The 21664-nt window shown below is 36.0% G+C and carries 24 protein-coding genes and 6 tRNA genes; 8 read left to right on the top strand and 22 right to left on the bottom strand.

Features of this window, described 5'->3' with window-relative positions:
• Nucleotides 1-119 precede the first annotated feature (119 nt).
• The 5 genes from J6L95_RS03320 to pyrG all read right to left on the bottom strand — a co-directional run bounded on the left by J6L95_RS03320 (nt 120) and on the right by pyrG (nt 5020).
• Complete coding sequence (locus tag J6L95_RS03320; RefSeq protein WP_287458143.1) at nt 120-1751, bottom strand: hypothetical protein; 1632 nt, start codon at nt 1749-1751, stop codon at nt 120-122.
• Between the two features lie 116 nt (nt 1752-1867).
• Entirely contained in the window at nt 1868-2302 is a 435-nt protein-coding gene (locus J6L95_RS03325; RefSeq protein ID WP_287458144.1) for a DUF188 domain-containing protein, read from the bottom strand.
• Complete coding sequence (locus J6L95_RS03330) at nt 2299-2868, bottom strand: rhomboid family intramembrane serine protease (protein ID WP_287458145.1); 570 nt, start codon at nt 2866-2868, stop codon at nt 2299-2301. The genes J6L95_RS03325 and J6L95_RS03330 overlap by 4 nt, the downstream gene beginning before the upstream one ends.
• An 11-nt stretch (nt 2869-2879) precedes the next feature.
• A complete protein-coding gene (gene ispF / locus J6L95_RS03335) occupies nt 2880-3353 on the bottom strand; it encodes a 2-C-methyl-D-erythritol 2,4-cyclodiphosphate synthase (RefSeq protein WP_029071621.1) in 474 nt (157 codons plus the stop codon).
• Between the two features lie 62 nt (nt 3354-3415).
• A complete protein-coding gene (pyrG, locus tag J6L95_RS03340; RefSeq protein WP_029071622.1) occupies nt 3416-5020 on the bottom strand; it encodes a CTP synthase in 1605 nt (534 codons plus the stop codon).
• 189 nt (nt 5021-5209) lie between these two features.
• Here pyrG and J6L95_RS03345 point away from each other — a divergent pair, with 189 nt between their 5' ends.
• From J6L95_RS03345 to J6L95_RS03375, 7 genes are all read left to right on the top strand, one after another.
• The gene (locus J6L95_RS03345; RefSeq protein ID WP_029071623.1) at nt 5210-5914 is read left to right on the top strand and encodes a response regulator transcription factor; all 705 of its coding nucleotides are present in this window, start codon (nt 5210-5212) and stop codon (nt 5912-5914) included.
• The gene (locus J6L95_RS03350; protein ID WP_029072591.1) at nt 5911-7041 is read left to right on the top strand and encodes a sensor histidine kinase; all 1131 of its coding nucleotides are present in this window, start codon (nt 5911-5913) and stop codon (nt 7039-7041) included. Before J6L95_RS03345 ends, J6L95_RS03350 begins: the two co-directional genes overlap by 4 nt.
• Before the next feature lie 112 nt (nt 7042-7153).
• Nucleotides 7154-7229: transfer RNA gene (locus J6L95_RS03355), tRNA-Val, on the top strand.
• A gap of 16 nt (nt 7230-7245) precedes the next feature.
• A tRNA-Thr gene (locus tag J6L95_RS03360) sits at nt 7246-7321 on the top strand.
• A 4-nt stretch (nt 7322-7325) separates the two neighbouring features.
• Nucleotides 7326-7409 (top strand) — tRNA-Tyr (locus J6L95_RS03365).
• Nucleotides 7410-7431: 22 nt separating this feature from the next.
• A tRNA-Leu gene (locus J6L95_RS03370) sits at nt 7432-7520 on the top strand.
• Between the two features lie 5 nt (nt 7521-7525).
• A tRNA-Gly gene (locus J6L95_RS03375) sits at nt 7526-7599 on the top strand.
• 291 nt (nt 7600-7890) lie between these two features.
• On the opposite strand, the gene J6L95_RS03380 is transcribed toward J6L95_RS03375, so the two are convergent.
• The 17 genes from J6L95_RS03380 to J6L95_RS03460 form a co-directional block, all read right to left on the bottom strand.
• Nucleotides 7891-8256 carry a hypothetical protein gene (locus J6L95_RS03380; protein ID WP_287458146.1) on the bottom strand — a complete coding sequence of 122 codons (366 nt, stop codon included), beginning with the start codon at nt 8254-8256 and terminating at the stop codon, nt 7891-7893.
• 554 nt (nt 8257-8810) lie between these two features.
• Nucleotides 8811-9272 (bottom strand): MarR family winged helix-turn-helix transcriptional regulator, encoded by a 462-nt coding sequence (locus J6L95_RS03385; protein WP_287458147.1) that lies wholly within the window; start codon nt 9270-9272, stop codon nt 8811-8813.
• Nucleotides 9273-9302: 30 nt separating this feature from the next.
• Complete coding sequence (locus tag J6L95_RS03390; protein WP_287458148.1) at nt 9303-9995, bottom strand: biotin--[acetyl-CoA-carboxylase] ligase; 693 nt, start codon at nt 9993-9995, stop codon at nt 9303-9305.
• A complete protein-coding gene (gene fabZ, locus J6L95_RS03395) occupies nt 9996-10424 on the bottom strand; it encodes a 3-hydroxyacyl-ACP dehydratase FabZ (protein WP_029071627.1) in 429 nt (142 codons plus the stop codon).
• Nucleotides 10414-11664, bottom strand: coding sequence for a beta-ketoacyl-ACP synthase II (gene fabF, locus J6L95_RS03400; protein ID WP_029071628.1), 1251 nt, complete (start codon nt 11662-11664; stop codon nt 10414-10416). Before fabF ends, fabZ begins: the two co-directional genes overlap by 11 nt.
• 5 nt (nt 11665-11669) lie before the next feature.
• Nucleotides 11670-12422, bottom strand: coding sequence for a 3-oxoacyl-[acyl-carrier-protein] reductase (gene fabG / locus J6L95_RS03405; RefSeq protein ID WP_031589423.1), 753 nt, complete (start codon nt 12420-12422; stop codon nt 11670-11672).
• A gap of 2 nt (nt 12423-12424) precedes the next feature.
• A complete protein-coding gene (gene fabD / locus J6L95_RS03410) occupies nt 12425-13348 on the bottom strand; it encodes an ACP S-malonyltransferase (RefSeq protein WP_287458149.1) in 924 nt (307 codons plus the stop codon).
• Nucleotides 13345-14406, bottom strand: coding sequence for an NAD(P)H-dependent flavin oxidoreductase (locus tag J6L95_RS03415; protein ID WP_287458150.1), 1062 nt, complete (start codon nt 14404-14406; stop codon nt 13345-13347). Before J6L95_RS03415 ends, fabD begins: the two co-directional genes overlap by 4 nt.
• Complete coding sequence (locus J6L95_RS03420; RefSeq protein WP_074624464.1) at nt 14403-15338, bottom strand: nitronate monooxygenase; 936 nt, start codon at nt 15336-15338, stop codon at nt 14403-14405. Before J6L95_RS03420 ends, J6L95_RS03415 begins: the two co-directional genes overlap by 4 nt.
• A 12-nt stretch (nt 15339-15350) precedes the next feature.
• Nucleotides 15351-16271 (bottom strand): beta-ketoacyl-ACP synthase III, encoded by a 921-nt coding sequence (locus tag J6L95_RS03425; RefSeq protein WP_031589425.1) that lies wholly within the window; start codon nt 16269-16271, stop codon nt 15351-15353.
• Complete coding sequence (locus J6L95_RS03430; protein WP_035885053.1) at nt 16271-16732, bottom strand: MarR family winged helix-turn-helix transcriptional regulator; 462 nt, start codon at nt 16730-16732, stop codon at nt 16271-16273. The genes J6L95_RS03425 and J6L95_RS03430 overlap by 1 nt, the downstream gene beginning before the upstream one ends.
• On the bottom strand, nt 16725-17672 hold the full coding sequence (locus J6L95_RS03435) for an acetyl-CoA carboxylase carboxyltransferase subunit alpha (protein ID WP_287458151.1): 948 nt from the start codon (nt 17670-17672) through the stop codon (nt 16725-16727). The genes J6L95_RS03430 and J6L95_RS03435 overlap by 8 nt, the downstream gene beginning before the upstream one ends.
• 10 nt (nt 17673-17682) lie before the next feature.
• Nucleotides 17683-18543 (bottom strand): acetyl-CoA carboxylase, carboxyltransferase subunit beta, encoded by an 861-nt coding sequence (accD, locus tag J6L95_RS03440; RefSeq protein WP_029072600.1) that lies wholly within the window; start codon nt 18541-18543, stop codon nt 17683-17685.
• On the bottom strand, nt 18536-19897 hold the full coding sequence (locus J6L95_RS03445) for an acetyl-CoA carboxylase biotin carboxylase subunit (protein WP_287458152.1): 1362 nt from the start codon (nt 19895-19897) through the stop codon (nt 18536-18538). The genes accD and J6L95_RS03445 overlap by 8 nt, the downstream gene beginning before the upstream one ends.
• 2 nt (nt 19898-19899) lie before the next feature.
• Entirely contained in the window at nt 19900-20355 is a 456-nt protein-coding gene (accB, locus tag J6L95_RS03450; protein ID WP_029071638.1) for an acetyl-CoA carboxylase biotin carboxyl carrier protein, read from the bottom strand.
• 57 nt (nt 20356-20412) lie between these two features.
• Nucleotides 20413-20640, bottom strand: a complete 228-nt coding sequence (gene acpP, locus J6L95_RS03455; RefSeq protein WP_029071639.1) for an acyl carrier protein — start codon at nt 20638-20640, stop codon at nt 20413-20415.
• Between the two features lie 97 nt (nt 20641-20737).
• On the bottom strand, nt 20738-21292 hold the full coding sequence (locus J6L95_RS03460) for a biotin transporter BioY (RefSeq protein WP_287458153.1): 555 nt from the start codon (nt 21290-21292) through the stop codon (nt 20738-20740).
• Nucleotides 21293-21525: 233 nt separating this feature from the next.
• On the opposite strand from J6L95_RS03460, the gene J6L95_RS03465 reads away from it, so the two are divergent.
• Nucleotides 21526-21602: transfer RNA gene (locus J6L95_RS03465), tRNA-Asn, on the top strand.
• The last annotated feature ends 62 nt before the right edge of the window (nt 21603-21664 follow it).

A 21664-nucleotide genomic window follows, 5' to 3' on the forward strand; every position in this document is an offset into this window, starting at 1 on the left:
AATTGTTCTTGTAATTAGGTGTATTTGTATTGTTATTTTTCATAGCCTAATTATATCAAAAAAGGTGGCATTCCTCATCACTTATGAGGATGCCACCATTTTTTATTTGAGTGCTGTATTTATTTCGTTACAGCCTCTTTCCTGAAAACAATAATATTTATAATATAAACCATCAATGATAAAAGCAATGCTCCTATAATCATATAAGGTGTATTCGTTGATGATGAAGTATTAGAAGAAGAATAATTCTTATTCGTATCAGTAGGAATACTTATTCCACTTGTAGAAATGCTAGAACCTTGACTACCACTGTTTGTCCCATATGTTGTAGTGGTATTAAAATACTGATCAAAGTCTTTTCTGCTTGTAGCAGTCTTTAAGCTGTTATTGCTTGTCAATTTTACCGTTGTAGAATATGTTCCTGTTACATTGATGACATAAGAAGATGTACCTTGTACTTTAGTCACACCATTGACTTTAATAGTTACAGTCTTTCCATCTGTATCTACAATCTTAGCACCATCTTCTACATTAAGATTAGCGAGTGTAGAATTGCCTGTTACTACCCATGTACTTGTTTTATCTACATTCATTGTGATTGGTGCATCAGTTTTATTGGTATTGACACTATTAGTAGTAATGGATGTTTTACCTTTATAAGTAGAAGAAGATGTAACATACACATTAGCACTTGAAATAGTATCTACACTAATATTTCCTGTTGCTTTCTGGTTAATCATTGTGAAGTTGACACTTGCGCCATTCGATCCCGCAGTTCCCCAGCTATTGGCATTATTGCCTTCTACCTGTAAAAGATTGACCTTATTACTATTGAAGTTTAAGGTTGTATTTTTCAAGATCACATTAGCTGAAGTGTTAGTTAAGTAGAACATAGATCCACTCGTAATAGAAGAAGATAATGTAGAATCTACTGCCTGGAAATGTGCTACCGTTGATGATGACGTATCAGCATCACCACTTGTAGACTGATAGATAATAACCCCATTCTTCACTGGATCACTTCCTGATGTCTGATCACTTGTACTTGTCAATTTGGAATTATTGATAAGAATAACGTTCTTACCTTCCATGCCAGCAATCTGAGAAGTTGAGGATGTTCCTGAAACATGATCGACTTCAATTGTTCCAGTGGAATAAATCAACGGTGAACCTGAACCTTTGGTACTAAGTTTAGAATTAGTAACAGAGATTGTTCCACCTCCTCTATCAGTAGCCAATGTAGCACTATGTGCACCTTCAGTTGAGATTGTCATCTTATTGGCGATAATAGTTCCGCCATAAGTTGCATCAAGACCACGAGCATTGTCACCAGTTACAGTTTTTATGGTGCTGTTATTTAGATAAACTGTACCTTTGTTAGTAGCAAAAACACCATTTGTCCCCGTTGAGTTTGAGACAATAGCACTATTTTTTATATAAGCCTTCGCCGATGAACCAACAGCGAGCACATTGGAATTGACACCATAGAAGTTTGTGGCATCTCCATCATTGTCTGATCCTGTCTTAATAAGTTTCACACTATCCAGTGTTACTGTACCATTATTTGCCAGGGCAGTATTTTGATCAGATGTCTTTGACGTATAAGTTTTATTTGAAGCACTCTTATTTTTCAAGACAGCACTGTAGTTTCCTGTATAATCAAAATTCTGCGTATCAGCTCCATGTATTTCACTGACGGCCATAGAAGAAATCATTCCTGCACAAAGCATTGCGACAACAGCTTGTTTCATTGTCTATACCTCCTTTTCTTGTTTTCATTTTACATAGATGAACAAGCTTTAAAAGAGGTTGGAGCACTTTCACATTTTATTCTGTTTTTTTCCATTTAAAAAGCCACATTATGTGGCTAATTATGCGATTCTATTGTGAACTTTACACACGACAGCAAGTTTTCTTGCATATCAGATGAACGCTTTTTCATCTGTTTTATTTTCTTTTTGCTTCTTCTTGCTTTAGCACTTTCATATCTTGATGCAAGATATGAATAAATATTGTCTTCATCAAGAATAAACCCGTTGACATGTATCACCCTTGCTCCTTTTAAAATAAGCAAAGAAGCTAATCCGTAATCTTGAGTAATGATAATATCATCACGGTGTTCTTCTTTATAGATGATCTGATCCACTTCATCATGACCCACATCACAATAGATTGTCTTATATTCTCCATTGATAATATGGGAATAATCACAAAAGACAATCATTTCTATATGGTAGGCTAATGCCAACTGGTAAAGTTCTTCTTTATTAGGACAAGCATCCCCATCAATAAGCAGTCTCATTTTAATAGTCCTACTAGATATAAGATAAATGTAAACAAATATCCTCCTATTAATCCTCCAATATGTCCAGTCTTTGATATTCCTGGCATTAGGAAGGTGAATAGAAGATTGATGATAATAATATAAAGATAACCTTGAAGAATTAACATGAAATAACTATCTTTACTGAAAAGCGCTAATCCTATCATTGCGCCAAAGTAAGCAAAAGCAACGCCTGATGCCCCGATGGTCATATGATTATCTAGCCTTGGGAAATACATTGGTGCCAATACTGTAAATAATGATGGTGTCAGCATCCCCATTATAACAAGTGGAATATAGTAAATTCCTAGCATAGATTCGAAATAATTTCCGAGGAAATAAATACAGTACATGTTCATAAATAGGTGCATGATGTTTTCATGAATGAAATGACAGGTAATCATACGCCACCATTCACCTTCACGTACTTTAGGAACATAAAGTGCACCCAACTTCATTATAGATGTTGTGTGGTCTTCTTTTGATATAAAGTTGATATAGATAAAAACAACGACACAAATAAAAATATAACTATTTGTTATCATATAAGATCTCCTTATTCATCTTCTAATAGACAAACTGACTGAGAAACAATGCCTTCTCCTCTACCAACAAATCCCATCTTTTCTCCTCTTGTAGCCTTGATGTTAATCTGTGATTCATCACAGTGTAAGACGTTAGCTACATTTTTTCTCATTAAAGGAATATAAGGTGCCATCTTAGGCTGTTCTGTCATGATGATTGCATCAATGTTTCCTACTTTATAATGATTCTCTTTCATCAATCGATAGCATTCTTCTAAAAGAATCATGGATGAAATCCCCTTGTAGCGAGGATCAGTATCAGGAAAATGTTTTCCAATATCACCTAATCCCATTGCGCCAATAATACATTCAATAATAGCATGTAAAAGTACATCCGCATCACTGTGTCCTTTTAATCCTTTTTCATAAGGTATTTCTACACCTCCGAGGATGAGTTTTCTTCCTTCTACTAGCTGATGAATATCAATTGATTGTCCTATTCTCATATTATGCCTCTCTTTCACACATATTCTAACACAAAAAAAGAACAGGGTTATATTTCCTGTTCTTATTTTCCGTATTTCTTATCGTGAGCAGCATTAACTAATCCCTGGAATAATGGATGTGCTCTATTTGGACGTGATTTGAATTCTGGATGGAACTGACATGCAATGAAGTAAGGATGTTCTGGTACTTCAATGATTTCCACCAAGTCTCTCTTAGGATTCTTTCCTGAGATGACAAGTCCTGCATCGACAAGAATATCTCTATAGACATTATTGAATTCATAACGATGTCTATGTCTTTCTTTGATTGTTTCTTCTTTATATAAAGAAGCTGCTTTTGTATTTGGTGCGATAGCACAAGTGTAATCACCTAAACGCTGAGTACCACCCATTGTTTCTAATGACTGATCGTTCATTAATGTGATCAATGGTGTCATACAGTTCTTATCGAACTCTAATGAGTTAACATCTTCTAGATGACATACATTTCTAGCAAATTCAATAGAAGCTAACTGCATACCTAAACAGATTCCTAAGAATGGAATATCATGTTCTCTAGCATACTGGATAGCAGTGATCATACCTTCAATACCACGGTATCCAAATCCACCTGGTACTAAGATACCATCAGCATCTTCTAATACCTGAGCAACATTTTCCTTGTTGATTTCTTCAGAGTTTACCCATTCAATTTCAACTTCACTATTAGCATAGTATCCGGCATGATGTAATGATTCATTAACTGAAATGTAAGCATCAGGTAACTGGATATATTTACCAACCATCTTGATTTTTACTTTATCTTTTAGATTCTTAACTCTTTCAATTAATTCATCCCATTCTTTCATATCAGCTTCTGGAGCTTCTAAATGGAAATGTTCTAATACAAGATCATCCATATGCTGCTTATGTAACATTGAAGAAAGTTCATATAATACATCTACATTATAGTTAGAAATTACAGCCTTTGTTGGAATATTACAGAACAATGAAATCTTATCTTTAAGATCCTGAGTAATTTCATGATCACTTCTACAAACAACGATATCAGGCTGGATACCATATCCTAACATCTGTTTAACTGAATGCTGAGTTGGTTTAGTTTTAACTTCCTTAGATCCACCTAAATATGGAAGAAGAGTTGTATGGATATATAAAGTATTATCATATCCTAAATCAAGTCTTACCTGTCTGATTGCTTCAATAAATGGTAATGATTCAATATCACCAACTGTACCACCTACTTCTGTGATGACAATATCAGCATCACTAGAAGAAGCAGCTTTATAAATACGATCTTTAATTTCATTTGTAATATGAGGAACCACCTGAACTGTTGCTCCTAAATAATCCCCACGTCTTTCTTTAGCGATAACTGTGCTATAGACTTTCCCAGTTGTAACTGATGAGTTCTTATTTAATTCTACATCGATAAAACGTTCATAATGACCTAAGTCAAGGTCAGTTTCTGCCCCGTCCTGTGTTACGAAGACTTCCCCATGCTGGAATGGAGACATTGTACCTGGGTCAACGTTGATATATGGATCAAGCTTCTGCATGAATACCTTGAACCCTCTGTTTTTTAAAATTCTACCAAGTGATGCAGCAGTTAATCCTTTACCTAACCCTGAAACAACACCACCGGTAACAAAAATAAACTTTGCCATGTCATATTCCTCCTAAAATAAAAAACGCACCACATTTGTGGGTGCCCTCGTATACTCTAGCAAAAAACATTTTACGTTGCAACTATTTTCTCACAAATTAAAAACAATTGTTTTATTGATAAAAAATCAAGTGCTTTATTGATTATTTTTAACAGTTATTTTATCATTAGGAAATAAGGGAGGCACATTATGGATAACAATAAAACACCTCATATTCTTGTAGTCGATGACGAAAAAGAAATCTGTGATTTAATAGAAATCTATTTGACTCAAGAAGGGTTTCAAATTGAAAAAAGATATAATGCATACACTATATTAAGAGATATCGAAAAATTTAAGATTGATCTTGTCATCCTTGATGTCATGATGCCAGATATCGATGGCTTAGAAGCATTAGAGATGATCAGAGAAAAATATAACATTCCTGTTATATTCCTTTCAGCTAAATCATCAGAAGACGATAAGATCGTAGGACTATTAAAAGGAGCTGATGACTATATTGCAAAACCATTCAATGCAATGGAACTTGTTGCACGTGTCAAATCACAGCTAAGAAGAGCTTCTACATATAATCGTCCAATTGGAGAAGCCAACTCCATCATTCAGGCTAATGATCTTGTCATTGATACTAAAAAGAAACAGGTTCTTCTTGATGGTGAATCTGTTAAATTGACAAGAATTGAATACCAGATTCTTATTCTTCTTGCAAGTGATCCTGAGACAGTCTATTCAACAGAAGATATCTTTACAAAAATCTGGAAAGAAAAACCAACGAATGCCAATAATACCATCATGGTACATATTAGAAAGCTTAGAGAAAAGATAGAGAGAGAACCGAGAAAGCCTAGACATGTAAAGACTGTCTGGGGAATCGGATATAAATTCAGTCTATGATGCAAAAACTCAGACATCTGTTTGTGACATCATTCAGATGGCGAATCCTCATCAACATTTCTATTAGCTATGTAGTAGCAGTCATTATCTACGGTTTACTTTCTATATTATTATTGCACATGAACATTTTAGGCAATACACGCATAAGAGATGTCATCTGCTTTATGGTTGCCATGATTTTCTTTATTATTTCTTTCTTAAAGTTAATCAATATCAACTTTCATTATATTAATCAGATCAACCAGAAGATTCAACAAGTTACCATGGGTGACTATGATACCTACTGTGAAATTGAATATGATGATGAATTAGGAATGGTAGCCGCAAATATTAATGCTTTAGCTAATACTCTTAAACATAAAGAAGAAGAGAGTGCCATTCTTAAAGAAAATGAACGACTTGCCTATGATGCAGAAAGAAATGCTGAAAAGCAAAAGAATGAATTGATTACCAATGTAGCTCATGATTTAAGAACACCTTTAACTACAATTATCGGCTATCTTGATCTTCTACGTCAAAATAAGAATCTTGATAGTGATAAGGTTCAAGAGTATGCCAACATTGGCTATGATAAAGCTTTAAGACTAAAATCAATGATGGATGATCTCTTTGAATTCACAAAGATTGATAATCCAAATATGATCATGAATCTCAATATTATCAATATTGCTGAATTGTTATTGCAGATGGAAGATGAATTCTATCCTTCATTTGAAGAACATGATATAAAACCGGAATTCATTATTCCTGCTTCTACTATGAATGTAGTTGGAGATGGACAGCTTCTTGCAAGAGTATTTGAGAACCTTATTTCAAATGCCTTAAAGTATGGCTATAATCACTCTACATTAAAAGTAGAAGCTCTTACTGATGATGATACAATTACTGTAAAAGTCATCAACGAAGGAGATACAATCAATAAAGAAGATATCCCTTACCTCTTTGACAAATTCTATCGTACTGATGAATCTAGAGGTACTTCACAAGGTGGTACTGGATTAGGATTGGCTATTGCCAAGAATATTGTGAAGATGCATAAGGGACAGATATTGGTTACAAGTCGAGATCATATAACAACTTTTATTGTCATTCTCGCAAGATTTCATAATGAAGAATCAGAGGCATAAGCCTCTGATTTTTATTCAGTCAAAAAAAAGCAAAAAAACTTTTCAAAAGCTATTGACTCTTTATACTTCTTCATGTAAGATATAAATCGTTCTCGATAGAGAAAAAACCGATGGGGGCTTAGCTCAGTTGGGAGAGCATCTGCCTTACAAGCAGAGGGTCAGCGGTTCGAGCCCGTTAGCCCCCACCATTTATTTTCATAAAATGCCGGCTTAGCTCAATTGGTAGAGCAACTGACTTGTAATCAGTAGGTTGTGGGTTCAAGTCCTATAGCCGGCACCATTCTGGGGAGGTAGCGAAGTGGCTAAACGCGGCTGACTGTAACTCAGTTCCTTTTGGTTCGATGGTTCGAATCCGTCCCTCCCCACCATTACTTATTTAATAACTATTTTGCCTCGGTGGCGAAATTGGTAGACGCACGGGACTTAAAATCCCGCGGACTTCAAACTCCGTGCCGGTTCGACTCCGGCCCGAGGCACCATCAATGCGGGTGTAGTTCAATGGTAGAACTTCAGCCTTCCAAGCTGACTACGTGGGTTCGATTCCCATCACCCGCTCCATTTAAAATCAAAGTACGTCAGAGATGATGTACTTTTTATTTTTTAAAGTGTTTTCGGCTCTATAATAAAAGTGGAGGGTTCAGAATCCTACGGATTACCCCCCACTTTTATTATAGAGCCGATATAATTACGTGGTGAGATGATCATCACGTTTTTTTCGTTCGATTTCTAAAATCAATTCAATATCATTATGTGAAAAGAAACATTTTTCACTTTTCTTTGTTCAACACCGTAATCCTTGTCATCTGCCTGCTCGTATTGAGTCATTCATGACAAAATGAATTGTGACTCCTAGAAAATTAAAACAACATAATATCCTACATTCATTTCTTCATTGTATATATACAGCTCGTAGGACATATCGTTTGAAATATTATGATGGATATACCTGGTCTTAGGAGAGGACCTTAAGGAAGACAGTTCCTCATTGACACTGTCAAAACTATCGTCATCCTCATGATCTCCCCAATCTGTCTTAACATCTGTATTATAAAATGTTTCAATATCATCTTTCTTTTTTTTGTTGAGTTGACTGAATGGAACAAAGTTTTTAAGCTGTTTCGGTTTTTTTAATGTGAATCTGCATAAATTTGTCATATCATTTCCAAAGCTTGCTTCACTTATATATATGGATTTGTAGCTAAAATCAGTATCCACTTGCAGAGCTATTCTCTTTTTGTTGTTTTTGTAGTCAGGCAGCGAGAGTAACCAGCATGTGAGGATTACGCAGAATACTGCAAATACACTGATAATTAAAGCAATTCTTAATTTCCTGTTTTTCATTGTTGCTATAATTTGTATATACCCTTCCGTATTTTGATATTATTGATGATATTTTCATGGTCAGCACAAATATTCTATTCAGGTGAATGCTGAAGCCATTTGTGTGCCACCAAGAGACATGGACTGACTTGCAATAGAATTACGAATGATAAAAAAAACAATGTAAAATATATCTGTAGACTACATGAAAATGGAATGTCAGACAGACTTGTTGATGACGAACTCAACCTACTTTTTATAATCCCCCCTCGCTTTTCTATTATTAACTAAATTATACATCATATATTTCATAACTATAAAAAAATATATATATTTTTGAAAATACTTAAAGTGAAAAGTAGAACTTAGTCTTTCATAAAATTCTACTGAAATTTACTCTTACAGTTGCGTTTTCTTTTACGATATAAAAAATGACCTAAAACAGGTCATTAGTCTTTCTTTAATAATTCCTCTCTATAATCTTTTAATCCTTCTTGAACACCTAAAAATGTTTCCTGTACCCAATTGAACTGTTCATCAGTCATTCTTTTAGCATAGAAATCTGATAGTGTTTTGGCAAATTCATTATGTACTGCCAATGCTTCATAGCCTTTTTGTGTAATGCTTAAAATTGTAAATCGATGATCTTTTTCATAACGTTCTTTAGTTAAGAAGCCTTTTTTAATAATAGATTTTACATTAGTAGTCAATGTACCTACAGTAACACGCAAACGATCTGCGACTGCCCCCATAGTAGGGAACTGTTCTTTTGATACTGCTTCAATAACATTGATTTCTGTTAATGATAATTCAGGATAAGGACCTTTTTTTAGGTAATCTTCTTTTACTTTTTTGGCTAAATAGAACGTATCTGTTATTATGTCCATTAAATCTTTTTCTTTATTTATCATATTTGTTCACCACACAATATTTTACATATTTTATGAGTCAAAGGAAAGTGATTTGTATTTAATTTTTTTATTTCTTAATGAGATTGTGTTGATTGATACTTTATATTTTTCATTTGTTGCTGTAGTAATGGTGATTGTACCATCCGCATTTAGTCTTTCATATTGAATATAGCCATGCTCTTCATCTTCTACAAGAACATCCTTAAGATAAGAACAGCTATTGATTTTATCAAGCAGATCATGTTCATAATCTTTCTTGCAGAAAGAGAAATAGGTCTCATAGATTGTCTTTAACAGTTCTTCTTTACTGCATTTAATAGGTAATCCAGCATATTCTTTATTGTTTATGTTAAGACCTACCCCAATGATAAGATAATGCTTATCTTTCTCATAAATCGTCTCAGTCAAGATTCCTGCGACCTTTTTCTTGTTGACATATATATCATTAGGCCATTTAATTTTTGCATCTATCTGCTGCAATTTTAAGGCACAAACAATGCTGTAGGCCATGATCATAGTCAGTGTGACTCCGTCTCTTTTATCTTCAACAAAAAGGGAGAAGATCAAGTCTTCTCCCTTTTTTGATATCCACTGATGATTGCCACGACCTCGGCCTTTGCTTTGATACTCTGTTGTGACAATTGTTGGAGAAAGACATTCTTTATAATGTTCTTTCAGATAATCATTCGTTGACGGAATTGTCTCAAACGATATAATTTGCATTTATTCTCCAATAGCGAATGTTAATTCTGCCTTAACGACAACTTTACCATCAACTTTAGCAACAGCTTCTCCTACACCGATTGATTTTCTCATTCGTGTAAGTGTACATTCTAATTCAACAACATCTCCAGGTGTAACCTGTCCTTTAAATTTACATTTATTAATACCTGCAAAGAATACAATTTTTCCTTTGTATTCTTCCTGTGAAAGGATTGCGACACATCCTGTCTGAGCAAGCGCTTCTACAATAAGAACACCTGGCATAACATGATGTTCTGGGAAATGTCCCATGAACTGCATTTCATTAACTGAAATACATTTAATCCCTTTGGCATATTCTCCTGGCTTATAGTCAGTAATACGATCTACAAGGGCAAAAGGATAGCGATGAGGATTAATTTTTGCGATTTCATTACTATTAAGCTGCATGGTCAATCTCCTTAAAAATAATTGTAGCATTATGTCCACCGAATCCTAATGAGTTACTCATTGCAACATGGACATCTTCTTCAATTCCTTTATTTGGAACAATATCAAGATCACATTCAGGATCTTTTTCTTTATAGTTGATTGTTGGTGGTACAAAATGATCTTCAATAGCCTTAACACTAAATACTGCTTCAATACCACCTGCAGCACCTAAACAATGACCAGTATTTCCTTTTGTAGAACTCATTTTTAACTTGTAGGCATGATCTTTGAAAACAGCTTTAACAGCCTGTGTTTCACCTAAATCATTAAGATGAGTAGATGTACCATGAGCGTTGATATAATCAACATCTTCAGGTTTAATATGTGCATCATTTAGAGCATTCTGCATAGATCTAGCGCCACCTTCTCCTTCTGGAGCTGGAGCTGTAATATGATGAGCATCACATGATACACCATAACCGATCATTTCTGCATAGATCTTAGCACCTCTTGCTTTAGCATGTTCATATTCTTCAAGAATAAGAATACCAGCACCTTCACCCATGACAAATCCATTTCTTTCATTGTCAAATGGAATAGAGGCTCTAGATGCATCATCTGATTCAGATAAAGCTTTCATAGAAGTGAATCCACCGATACCAAGTCTTGTGATAGATGCTTCACATCCACCAGCGATCATGACATCCTGATAACCATCTCTGATATTTCTAAATGCATCTCCAATAGCGTTAGTACCACCAGCACATGCAGTAACTGGACAAGTACATAAACCTTTTGCATGATGCATAATCGCAATATGACCAGCAGCTAAGTTAGAAATTGTCATTGGGATAAAGAATGGTGATACACGATCAAACCCTCTCTTTGTACCTTTTTCAAAGTTAGTTTCAATTGATCCTAATCCACCAATACCACTTGATACAACGACACCAAATCTTGTTTGATCAATAGCATTAGTATCAAGACCTGAATCTTTAACCGCTTCATTAGCAGCAATGATACCTAACTGAATAAAACGGTCCATCTTCTTAGCTTCTTTTTTATCAATATAATCAGCGACAGTAAGATCCTTGACTTCCCCTGCCATCTTTACTTTAAAGTTTTCTGTATCAAAATGAGTAATAGGAGCAATACCATTCTTGCCTTCTCTAATAGCCTTCCAAGACTCTTCTACATTATGACCAACAGCATTGATTGTTCCTAACCCCGTAACAACAACTCTTCTTTTCATATTCATTCTCCTTACATGGCCATTCCGCCATCAACACATAACACCTGACCAGTGATATAACGTGCTTCATCACTTGCTAAAAAGGCAATTGCTTCAGCGACATCCTGACACTGTCCAAATGAACCTAATGGAATCTGTGATTTCATTGTTTCTACAATCTCTTCAGGCAATGAAGAAGTCATAGCTGTTTCAATAAATCCAGGTGCTACCGCATTTACAGTTACACCACGAGAACCAAGTTCTCTTGCCAATGACTTAGTCATACCGATTACGCCAGCCTTGCTTGCTGAATAGTTAACCTGACCAGCATTTCCCATAACACCAACAACTGATGATAAAGAAATAATACGACCAGACTTCTGTTTCATCATTAAACGTGAAGCCTGTTTCATGCAAAGGAATGTACCTTTTAAATTGACATCGATGACATCATTAAAATCTTCTGTCTTCATACGAAGAATAAGATTATCTCTAGTAATTCCTGCATTATTTACTAAAATATCAAGACGTTTAAAGTGAGACTTAATCTCCTTGAACATTCTTGTATTATCATCTTCGTGACAAATATCTCCTTCTACAAGAAGAACTTCAACACCAAATGCTTCACATTCTTTCTTTAAAGCTTCAGCTAAATCACGATTATTGTTATGATCACGGAAATTAATCACAACATTGGCACCATAGCGAGCTAATGTTAATACTGTTTCACGTCCAATACCACGAATACTACCTGTTACAAAAGCGACTTTATTCTTAAGATTCATATTTATCCTCTCAATTCTGAAACAGCTTTTTCAAGTGTTTCCTGATCTTCTACCTGATAAAGCTTGATCTTACGATCAATCTTTTTAACAAAACCACTTAATACTTTACCTGGACCAACTTCAATAATTGTATCTACTCCATGATCAATCATATAACGAATACTGTCTTCAAAATAAACAGGACTCATAACCTGCTTTTCTAGCATCTGTGCTACAGTGACACCTTCTTCAAGTTCTTTACCAGTACTATTGAAAATAACTGGAAGCTTCATGTCCTTGAAATCAACATTCTTAAAATATTCATGTAATTCTTCACTTGCACTCTTTAATAATGCAGTATGGAAAGGTCCACTTGTCTTTAATGGAATAGCACGTCTTGCACCAGCCTCTAAAGCAAGCTGACTTACTTCATCGACTGCTTCTTCTTCTCCACCGATAACAAGCTGTCCTGGACAGTTGTAATTGGCAATAGAAACAACGCCGCTATTTACTTTTGAAATAGCTTCATTTAATGTATCTCTATCTAATCCAATGATAGCAACCATCTTGCTCTTTAAGCCTTCAACCGCTTTTTCCATAGCTTTTCCACGTACACGTACAAGTTCAACAGCTTCTTTTGGTGTTAATACACCAGCACAAGATAATGCTGAATATTCACCTAAAGAAAGACCACATGTATAATCTGGAACAATTCCTCTATCATTAAGTAAACGAGTAGCCATCACTGCTACCGCAACCATACATGGCTGTGTATTAGCAGTCTGTGATAGTTCTTCTTCGTTTCCTGAAAACATCATTTCTTTAAAGTCAAAGTCGAGAGAGATATCATCTATTACTTCTCTTGCTTCAGGATAATTATCATATAGTGATTTTCCCATCCCAACATACTGACTACCTTGTCCTGCAAAGATCAATCCTAATTTCATTTCTCTCCTCCTGTTAACTCATCAATGAGTTCCTTAACACTTACAATCTTATTAATGCGTGCACCGTTGGCACCAGCAAAAACAAGACCATCATCGACACGTCCTTCTACAGCATCAATTAATGCTTTCGTAATACAATAAGGCGCATCAACGATATTACATGATGAAATACAACGATAACATTTCTTGATTGGCTGTTTAGCCTGAGCTACCTTTTCCATGAATTTTGTCTTAATGGCTCTACCAGGCATACCTACTGGTGATTGTACAATCATGATGTCTTCTTCTTTCGCATTCACAAAATACTGCTTATATGCTTCATCAGCATCACATTCATGAGTTGCAATAAAACGTGTTCCAATCTGTACACCATCGGCTCCTTTTTCTAAAGCCTGTTCAATATCTTCTTTAGTATAGATTCCGCCAGCTACAAAAATAGGAATGTGCTTATTATATTTTTCTACATAAGGCTGAATAGCCTTCTTTACATCAGGAAGAATATCAAGTAGTTCCTTGCATTTTCCTTCAGCGATTTCTTCTTTCTTAAAGCCTAAATGACCGCCAGCTTTCCATCCTTCAATAACAATGAAATCAGCAGTTCTTTTAAACTTACGATCCCATGAACGAAGAATAAGATTCGCTGCTTTACCAGAAGAAACAATAGGAGCAATCTTTGTTTTAGCATTCCCTACAAGTTCAGGTAACTTCATAGGAAGACCTGCTCCTGAAATAATAGCATCTGCACCACTCTTAACAGCCTGTTTGATATGTTCAGCATAGTCAGATAATGCTACCATGACATTTACTCCAACCATACCTTTTCCGTGAGCAATTTCTTTTGCTTTCTTGATTTCCTTATCAAGTGCACGTAAGTTAGCTTCCTTGACATTCTTATCGAAATCTTTTTCTTTAAAGCCAATCTGAGCTGAAGAAATGATACCCATAGCACCTTCCTTGGCAACATGACCAGCAAGATTTCCTAAGGAAACACCAACACCCATGCCTCCTTGAATAATAGGAACACGAAGTTCACGATTTCCTATTTTTACTGTTCTCATAGATTAACCTCAGCGATCTTTTTCTGTTCTTCTTTTAATTCTTTAAAGAGATTTTCAATAATATTAGCAAGTGTATCTTCCTTATTGATCATACCTGCCACCTGACCTGCCATAAGTGATCCAGTATCTACATCACCTTCTACAACAGCTCTTCTTAATCCACCAAGAGTAAACTTTTCGAGTTCCATCATGCTTGCGCCTTCTTTTTCTCTCTTGATATACTCCTTAGCCATTTTATTCTTGATGATTCTGACAGGAGTACCAGCAATACGACCAGTTACAGTTGTACCAGTATCCTTAGCTTTCAATACTTCCTGACGATAGTTTTCATGAATTGGCGCTTCTTTAGCAGCCAATAACATAGTTCCAACCTGGAATCCATCTGCTCCTAATGCAAGCGCAGCAAGAGCCTGCTTTCCACTTGCAATTCCTCCTGCACCAATAACAGGAATATTAACTGCAGCCTTTACCTGAGGTAAAAGTGCCATAGTTGTTAATTCACCAACATGTCCACCTGATTCTGTTCCTTCTGCAATAACAGCATCAGCACCAGCACGTTCCATTCTTTTTGCAAGAGCAACACTTGGTACAACAGGAATAACAATGATGCCAGCTTCTTTCCAAGCTTTCATATATTTACCTGGATTTCCTGCACCAGTTGTAACAACTTTGATTCCTTCATCAATAACAAGCTGAGCCTGTTTGTCAGCTTCTGGATTCATTAACATCAAGTTGACACCAAATGGCTTATCAGTTAAGCTTTTAGCTTCCTTGATTGCATCCTTTAACATTTCAGCAGTCATTCCCCCAGAACCGATAAGACCTAATGCTCCAGCATTACTTGAAGCAGCAGCAAATGCTCCGGTTGCAACACGTGCCATACCACCTTGAATTAGTGGATATTTTATATTCAATGTTTCATTTAACCACATATCATTTTCTCCTTACCATTCCAGTAGATTGGCTCCATAGGCCAAACCGCCGCCAAAGCCTACCAGCATGATCTTCATGCCACGCTTCAGCATGCCTTTCTCGTTCATTTCTGCCAATGCTAGAGGAACACTTGCCCCTGAAGTATTGCCATAACGATCCAAGTTAATATAGAACTTCTCTGATGGAATCTTTAATTTTTTGTAGACATGGGAAATAATTCTCCCATTTGCCTGATGTAATACAAAATAATCAATATCATCATATGTAAGATGAGCTTCTTTTGTTAAATGCTCAATACATTCCGCAATCGAAGATGTCGCAAAACGGAAGACCTCTCTTCCCTGCATTCTCATATAGCCTTCTTCCCTACTTGCAAAAAGTGGGTCAGCCTGTCCTCTTGCTCCATGATAATCAAGATAAAGAGCATCTGCTTTCTCTAATACAACTGCTCCTGCTCCATCACCAAAGAGTACACATGTTGATCGATCAGTAAAATCCATAATTGAAGATAATGTTTCAGCACCTACTACAATGGCATATTTCTTTTTACAGAAATGCATGTAAGATCTAGCTAAAGATAAAGCATATTCAAATCCACTGCATGCTGCATTGATATCTAGGGCAAACACCTCTTCATCAAGACCAAGTCTTTCTTGTAAAAGACAAGCTGTTGAAGGAGTAAAATAAGTATTTGTAATAGATGCTACAAGAATCATTCCTACCTGTGATTTATCAATATCCTTTAAAGCATTCTCACATGCTTTAAAAGCTAGATCTGTGGTATCTTCCCCTTCAGCAAAATGTCTTGTCTTGATACCTGTACGCGTAGAAATCCATTCATCGCTCGTATCAATCTTTTTTGCAAAATCATCATTTGTAACAACACGAGGAGGGACATAATACCCTGTACTTACGATTTTTATGCCATCCATTAAAGTTCCTCCTTCACACCTTCAAAGAATTCAGAAATCTTCTTCAATGTACTTAATAACAATTCATCTGAAACGATATGCTGATCTTCACAGGCGTGATCTATTAATTCTTCAAAAAATTTTTTTCTACATCTTACGGCCTTAAGACCGACAGGTGTTAATTTTACTCTAACTATACGTTTATCAATTTCATCACGAATACGCTGTGCATAGCCCTTCTTTTCTAGCTTGCTCATAGTAATCGTAATTGTTCCATTAGATAATTTAGAACGATGAGCAATATCTCCCATTGTTGGACATTGCATCTGTGTCGTAATATCCAAGATACGTAATTCATTAGAAGAAAGGTCCTTAATACCTTTCTGTTTTAGATAATAATCTTCAAGGACATGCATCTTCTGAAACAAGCATGTAAAACTATCATTAATTAATTCTCTTTGAGAAATAGTACTTTTAGCCACGATAGTCACCAATCTTTCTGAATTTCGCATATCTTCTATTAAGAAGATCCTTTTTAGACACTCTTACTAAAGCATCAAGCTGTTCAGTAATTACCTGTCTAATTTTTCTATAAGTAAGCGCCGGGTCCTTATGTACACCACCTAACGCTTCAGGAATAATTTCATCAATAATGTGTGCTTCATAGAGATCCTTGGCAGTCATCTTCATGACTTCACAAGCTTCTCCAACACGTTCACCCTTAGTATCTTTCCATAAGATAGAAGCGAATCCTTCAGGAGATAATACTGAATACACAGCATTTTCAAGCATTGCAATATGATCGCCGATACTGATTGCTAAAGCGCCTCCTGAACCACCTTCACCGACAACGAAGACGATAACTGGTACTGCTACATCGGATAGAAGCATAAGGCTCTGCCCAATAGCTTCACCAATTCCATTTTCTTCTGCCTCAATACCAGGATAAGCACCCGGTGTATCTACAAATGTAATAATGGGGCGATTAAATTTTTCTGCCTGCTTAATAAGTCTCATCGCTTTACGATACCCATCAGGTGATGCCATACCAAACTGGCATTTCATATTATCATCAAGATTACGACCTTTCTGATGACCAATTACAGTAACTGGAAGGTGATTAAAATATCCAATTCCTCCGACAATTGCCTGATCATCCTTGAAGAAACGATCACCATGCATTTCGATAAAGTCATCAAATAAGTTCGCAATATATTCTTTAATATGAGGTCTTTCACTTTTTCTTGCTAGATAGACACGATCATATGCACTTAAAGAGGAGTACGTATGTTCTTTATATCGTGTGATCGTATCTTCAATTCTTTTTCCTTCAACAGCATCAATAAGATCAGGATCGTTCTTAATGCGCTGTAGCTTTTCTTCTAGCTCTTTAATTTTCTTTTCTTTTTCTTTTAAAGACATAAGCTGCCTCCTAACTGTGCAGATGCAATAGGGTAATCAATGTTTCCCTAGATTTATTTCTTTCTACAATTAAATCTACAAAACCATGTTCTACCAAGAATTCAGATCTCTGGAATCCTTCTGGAAGTTTCTGACGAAGTGTTGATTCAATAACACGAGGGCCAGCAAATCCAATAAGTGCACCAGGTTCTGCAATATTAATATCTCCAAGTAATGCAAATGATGCTGTTACACCACCTGTTGTAGGATGTGTCAAATAAGAAATATAAAGAAGACCTGCGTTCATATGTCTTTTCAATGCAGCACATGTTTTACCCATCTGCATAAGCGAGAAGATGCCTTCCTGCATTCTTGCTCCACCACTTGATGAAAAGATAATCAGTGGTCTTTTCTTTCTTGTTGCATATTCAATAGCACGTGTAATCTTTTCACCAGCAACAGTACCCATTGAAGCCATCATGAAATGATTATCCATAACAACTACAACAGTCTTGATATGGCCGATTCTACCACTTGCTACAATGACACCATCATTCATGCCAGTTCTTTTCTTGGCTTTTTCAAGCTTTAGGTCATAATCAGGAAAATCAAGTGGATCATTCGTTTTCATTGAAGACCAATATTCCTTGTATTTTCCATTATCAAATAACTGTTCAAGACGTTCATGACCACTTATATACATATGACGTCCACATTTAGGACAAACATACATATTCTCTTTTATATGAGAAGACAAAACCAGCCCTTCACATTGAGGACATTTGGTATAAATACCATCAGGAATCTCCACATGTTTAGATGCTGGTTTTTTTCCAAGATAATCTTTAAACTCATTAAGTCTATGACGGCGTTCTTTCAGTAATTTATCCATTGTCTGTTACCATCTCTTCTAAATGTTTTTCAATAAAGCTTGTATTAAATCTTCCTTTAATATAATCAGGCTGATGAAGAATATAGAACTGAATTGTCTGGTTTGTCTTAATGCCATCAATAACAAGTTCACCAAGTACCCTTCTCATTCTTCTGATTGCTTCCAGACGAGTTGGTGCATGTACAATGACTTTTGCAGCCATAGAATCATAGAATGGAGAAATCTGATATCCCTGATAAATAAAGGTATCAACTCTAACTCCTGGTCCTCCTGGAATATGAAGAGATTTAATTGTACCTGGACTTGGTGCAAAATTATTGTGTGGATCTTCTGCATTAATACGACATTCAATAGCATGTCCATTTAAATGGATATCTTCTTGTGCATAGTTAAGCTTTAACCCTGAGGCAATACGAATCTGTTCCTTGATAAGATCGATACCTGTGACCATTTCAGTAACAGGATGTTCAACCTGAATTCTCGTATTCATTTCAATAAAATAATATTCTCCTTCAGGAGAAAGAACAAATTCAACGGTTCCGGCATTGGTATAGCCTGCACCTTTAGCTGCCTTAACGGCATCATTACCCATACGTTCTCTTAATTCTTCACTTAAAGCCTTACATGGAGACTCTTCAATCATCTTCTGATTTCGTCTTTGAATTGAACAATCTCTTTCTCCTAAGTGAATAACATGTCCATGTTCATCAGCTAAAATCTGGAACTCTACATGTTTAGGATTAAGAACTAATTTTTCAACGTACATATCATCATCACCAAAAGCTGCTTTTGCTTCTGCCTTGGCTGTTTCGAAAGCTTTCTTTAATTCCTCTTCCTTGTAGGCACGACGCATACCACGTCCACCTCCACCAGCACTTGCCTTAATCAGTACTGGATAGCCAATGCGATCAACAACTTCTTTTAATGCCTCATATGTATTGACAGATCCTTCACTACCTGGAACAACTGGAACACCAGCTTCAATCATCATTTCTCTGGCCTTTGACTTATTACCAAGAGCATCGATAACTTCAGGCTTAGGCCCAATAAACTTCATGTCACATTCTTCTACAAGCGCCGCAAATTCTGTGTTTTCAGAAAGAAAACCAAAACCTGGATGAATGGCATCACAGCCAGTCTGGCTTGCAGCTTCAATAATTGCGCCCATGTTTAGATAGCTTTCTGCTGGACGTGGTCCGCCAATGCACACAGCTTCATCCGCAAGCTGTGTGTGCAAAGACGTACGATCAGCAGTTGAATAGATCGCAACCGTCTCTATCCCAAGCTCTTTACATGTACGAATAATACGTACCGCGATTTCTCCACGGTTTGCAATAAGTATCTTCTTTAACATAGCTATTCCTCAATGATCATGATCATCTGATCAAATTCCACCATATCTCCTGAATCAGGTACGATTCTTGCAACCTTACCATTACATGGTGCCTTGATTTCATTCATGACTTTCATAGCTTCAATGATACAAAGTGTCTGTCCTTCTTTGACAGTATCACCTTCCTGAACAAATGGTTGCGCATCAGGAGAAGGAGCACGATAGAATGTTCCTACTAATGGCGATTTCACTTCTGTTCCTGTAATAAGATCAGGAGTCCCTGCGCTCGATTGAGCAGGTGTTGGTGCTGGTGCAGCTGGTGCTGATGCAACAGGTGCAGGAGAGACAGGAGCCTGTACAAGTACAGGCTGATTAGTTCCTTCTTTTTCCATTTCCAGCTTAAGATCATTCATTTCAATTTTCATCTTACTGATTTCTGCTTCTTCGAAAGCTTTAATCAAATCTTTTACTAAATCCACTGTCTGTCTCCTTTGATTATCAAAGTTTGAATTTCAAGTTATAATTCTAAAAAAATATTAGGCGTTTTCTTCAACGTAATCTACGATGTCTTTAACAGTCTTCATTTCGCCTGCTTTTTCATCAGGAATTTCAATTCCGAATTCGTCTTCGATTGCCATGATTAATTCTACTGCATCTAATGAATCTGCTTCTAAGTCATCAGATAATGATGCTTCTAATACTACCTTATCTTCGTCTACACTTAATGAATCAATAATAATTTCTTTTACTTTATCAAATGTCATAATATTTTCCTCCTCTTATTGATTACAGGTGCATGATAACACTAATGTTTTGATTTGTAAATAGTTTGATATTAAAAACTTATATTTTACCAAAGTTTTAATTTACACTATTTAATGAGACTTTTTTGTTTTGATACACAAATCTTTTTAACTTTTTTGCAAGCATAACAGATACAATGACCTTTGCAAGATCACCTGGTAAAAACGGAATTACACAAGCAGTAAGTGCAGCGATAATCGATGATTTTGTGACAAATACAAAATATACTGTTCCGATTGTATAACATACAATTGAACCAACAAGAAGTGCTAATCCCCATCTTACATACGATTCTTTTTCTCCGGCAATAAGGTTAATTAAATATGCCATAATTGGGAAACTGAATAAGAATCCTCCTGCTGGACCAACGAGTGCTGCAACGCCACCACTAAATCCACTAAATACACTTAATCCGATAGCCCCCATCAATATGTATAATGATGTGCTGATCAAAGTAACACGACGGCTACTTGTTAATGCGATAAAATAAATTGCAAGTGTCTGCATTGTAATTGGTACTCTTGTAGGAAGCTGAATGCTGATCTGTGCAAATACTGCAATCAAGCAAACAAACAACGCACACTGTACCATCTCTTTTGTTTCTAACTTCAAAATATATACCCCCTTGTTGGTTATAATGCCACAAATATCATTAATAGTAAAGAACTCTTTTACATTTAGTTTGCTATACTAGTTACTTTTCTTATTGAGACTTAGTGAAATTGCTTTTAAACAAGGGAACTTTCGCCATTCTTTCATTTCATAAAAAAAATCAAAAAATACTAAAAAAAAGTATTGCCAACCTCTAAAATATATGATAAATTACTAATGCACACGAAAGAGATGCCTGTTTAGCTCAGTTGGTTAGAGCATCTGACTGTTAATCAGGGGGTCGTAGGTTCGAGTCCTACAACAGGCGCCAGTGGCGGATTGGAGAAACGGTTAACTCACATGCCTTTCACGCATGCATTCACGGGTTCGAAT

Origin of the sequence: Kandleria sp., assembly GCF_017934775.1 — a bacterium.
Taxonomy (GTDB): domain Bacteria; phylum Bacillota_I; class Bacilli_A; order Erysipelotrichales; family Coprobacillaceae; genus Kandleria; species Kandleria vitulina.